The sequence below is a fragment of the Gelidibacter japonicus genome (genome assembly GCF_010725055.1).
GTDB classification, from domain to species: domain Bacteria; phylum Bacteroidota; class Bacteroidia; order Flavobacteriales; family Flavobacteriaceae; genus Gelidibacter; species Gelidibacter japonicus.
Genome location: NZ_BJKB01000044.1, coordinates 1 through 2866 on the forward strand (window position 1 = coordinate 1; position 2866 = coordinate 2866).

The following is a 2866-nucleotide window of genomic DNA, read 5'->3' on the forward strand; positions in this document are numbered from 1 at the left end:
AATCATTGACCGATGTTTACTTAGAACTCAACCCATCTTTTTGCGAACCGCCGTATACGAGACCCGTACGTACGGTGGTGTGAGAGGCGCAGTGGCGACCGGTAGGTCGTCACCCGTCTACTCGATTACCCACTGTTTATTTTTGCACTCTGTGTTTTAATTTTCTGTATCTTCGTTCATTAGCCAAATTAGGAATCTTTTTGTAAAAAAATAGAATACTACTAAAAAAGTAAGGTATAATATGTTTGATATGGATAGTGCTTGGTTCAGAATATTGTACCCTTTTGTTCCAGGTGGGATATATTTCTTGATAAATAGATATTGTAAGCCAACTAAAAGTAAAAAGGTAGTTAGAGCCTCTGGAATCAAGAAAGCACTTTTCTTCATTTCCAAGTATGTGGCTAATATTTTCTTTCTGATTCTATTCATTGTGAACAGTCCTTTTGACAAGGTTTTTGTAATTTCCGTTAGTTTTATGATATCCTTGATATTTTTTCAACTTTCAATGGACTATTCAAATTGGTTGAAGTCTGTTGTTGATGAAAAGATTAATGTTTTGATTAAATCTCAGAGTGAAGGCTCAGATAATTAATTTTTTTATGAAACCACAAGTTACTTTCAACGATATAGATACTGATAGTATCGAAAACAATCTTCAGTTATCAGAGTCTGAAAAACTTAAGTTGTTCTTTAGGGCGTCATTAATAAATTCGCTTGGAAAAGAACGTTGTGATTATCATAAAGGTCTTGATATAATTGAAACTACAGATGGTAAGAAGCCTTATGTTATTGTAATATGTTATCTGGATAAAGGTGTAGTTGACAGTGATAGAAATTATTAATTAGAATACTCTTGTCGTTCCATACTTCTTATGCTCTTCTTTTTGTCTTAACATCTCTTCATAGATGTCCGCCAGTTGTTCCGCCTTTTCTAAAATGTATTTTTTACCTATTTCAAGCTTTTTTTCAACATCTACTCCTTTGTGTTTTTCGTGAAGCAGGTCAAAATAATTAGCTAATATATTTCTAAAATGTATCGTCGTTGTTTCGGCGAGTTCTTCTCCAAATTCAGTAGGTTTATTTAGGAATTGTTGTCGTATTTCTAAAACTTCGTCTTCGCATTTCCATTTTGGGTTTAAGTTCTCCATAATTGTGGGTAACGGTTTGGCTATGATTTCGGCGTGGATAAATCCGCAGGATTTGTCCGCAGAGAAATCAAGCTAAATGTAAGAATTATATTTTGGTAAGTAACTAACCCACGCTGAATTATAGCCGTTGTTGCCAACCGTTTTTTATTTAACTTTAACATTTTAAAAATCAGATTATGAATACAAATATATTATACAAAGCAAAAAAAGAAACTCAATTATTAATAAAGTCAGAAGCTGAAAAAAATTTAGAAGATATACATAAGTCAGAAGACATAATGACTGGTAAAATCAATAATTTTTTATCATTTTCATTTGCTGTTTTTATAGCCGTTGTCGGATATTCAATAAAATGTATTTCGGATAAAAACTTTGATTTGTTGTTTATTTTATCCGTCTCTTTGTCCGTTGTTTTTGCTTTAGTGATTATTGTTTTATTTAATTCAATATTTCCTTTAGAAAACAGATTGTTAGGTTCTCAACCTAATAAATTAATTCAATCAGATATGATAAAAGGTGATGATTATGATGAATTAAGAATTTTAGGTAATAGAATATTATGCATACAAGATGCTATTGATATATCTATTTCAAGTTATATCAGTCGACTGAACTCGTACAAAAAAGCAAATAGAATATTAGTTTTTGGATTCCTTATATCCTTACTAATAATTATCTTTTTTCTTCTTTGTCGATTCTGGTGTTAGTGTCTCTTTCAGGGATTTCATAATTATGCGAATTATTTCCTGAATCATTTGACGATGAATTGTTGTTGTCTTCGTTTTTATCACTCATAATGTTTATTTTTTATCGTTATGTTTCTCAAATGGTTGGCAACGTTTCGTGTATGAGCAGTGGCGTGGTTCGTCACGGACAATTGCAAACAGGTACTTGCCATTGGAAATTCCGCAGGAATTTCCAAGTAGGCGAAGACAAGCCATTGCTTATACATACTGTTGTGTGCAGTATTTCATCAGTCCAAAAGTTCCTCAAAGGTCAATTTGTTCTTTTCTTTTGAGATACTAATTACTCTATAAGTTGGCGTATATCCTTTTCCGTTTGGATAAAACACTGCTTTTTTGTATTCCCAATCAGTTTGATAATTCGCATAAATGGTATCTCCTTCGTATCTGTTTTTAGCTAATTCTGGAAGATAGATTTCATTATTAATTTCATTCTGATAATTCTCTGTTGACTTGATCTGACTAATTATTTTCTGTTTATCCGCGTTCGAAATTTCCAATTCAAATTTGTGATAGTAATCTCTTAGCCCACCGCTTTTATTATTTATTATTTTAAAATCATGATTCAATTCCACTTTCTGTTCAATCAAATATTTCTTGGCATCAGATTTAAAAAACAAACTGTCGTCGAAAACTGAAGCTAAAATAAAAAGTACCGTTCCGACTATTAACATACTTGAAATAATAATTCCGAGTTTTTTCTTTCCGTACTTTTTAGGAATCCAATAACTCAAGTAAATTATTCCAATTGTCAATAGTAATAAAACTATCAAAATCAGAATGTAAAAAACAAATATGTCCATTTAAATCGGGTTGTTTTTCATTCTGACTAACGTTTTTGTAATACGCTAAGAATCAATTAATTTCAATTCCAAGGTCTTCATTGGTCAAAGCGAATTTATCGATTTGTTTTTTAATTCTCTTAACCAAACCTAGTTTTCTCTTTTGGTCCAAAAAGAGATAGCCTTCGGGATT

4 protein-coding genes are annotated in these 2866 nt (G+C 31.4%); 2 read left to right on the forward strand and 2 right to left on the reverse strand.

Translation table 11 applies throughout. From position 1 onward, the window contains the following. The first annotated feature begins 599 nt into the window (after positions 1-599). On the forward strand, positions 600-842 hold the full coding sequence (locus G6N06_RS19530) for a hypothetical protein (RefSeq protein WP_163518376.1): 243 nt from the start codon (positions 600-602) through the stop codon (positions 840-842). On the opposite strand, the gene G6N06_RS19535 is transcribed toward G6N06_RS19530, so the two are convergent. After that, positions 843-1148: a hypothetical protein gene (locus tag G6N06_RS19535; RefSeq protein ID WP_163518377.1), complete on the reverse strand. Its 306-nt coding sequence runs from the start codon at positions 1146-1148 to the stop codon at positions 843-845. A 176-nt stretch (positions 1149-1324) separates the two neighbouring features. Here G6N06_RS19535 and G6N06_RS19540 point away from each other — a divergent pair, with 176 nt between their 5' ends. Continuing rightward, positions 1325-1855, forward strand: a complete 531-nt coding sequence (locus tag G6N06_RS19540) for a hypothetical protein (protein WP_163518378.1) — start codon at positions 1325-1327, stop codon at positions 1853-1855. Positions 1856-2121: 266 nt separating this feature from the next. Here the strand turns inward: G6N06_RS19540 and G6N06_RS19545 are convergent, their stop codons facing one another. Further along, positions 2122-2694 (reverse strand): hypothetical protein, encoded by a 573-nt coding sequence (locus tag G6N06_RS19545; RefSeq protein ID WP_163518379.1) that lies wholly within the window; start codon positions 2692-2694, stop codon positions 2122-2124. Positions 2695-2866 lie beyond the last annotated feature (172 nt).

Bases quoted from the DNA above. Each gene is read 5' to 3' on its own strand.
- G6N06_RS19535 (WP_163518377.1), bottom strand. From the start codon at position 1,148: ATGGAGAACTTAAACCCAAAATGGAAATGCGAAGACGAAGTTTTAGAA.
- G6N06_RS19530 (WP_163518376.1), top strand. From the start codon at position 600: ATGAAACCACAAGTTACTTTCAACGATATAGATACTGATAGTATCGAA.
- G6N06_RS19540 (WP_163518378.1), top strand. From the start codon at position 1,325: ATGAATACAAATATATTATACAAAGCAAAAAAAGAAACTCAATTATTA.
- G6N06_RS19545 (WP_163518379.1), bottom strand. From the start codon at position 2,694: ATGGACATATTTGTTTTTTACATTCTGATTTTGATAGTTTTATTACTA.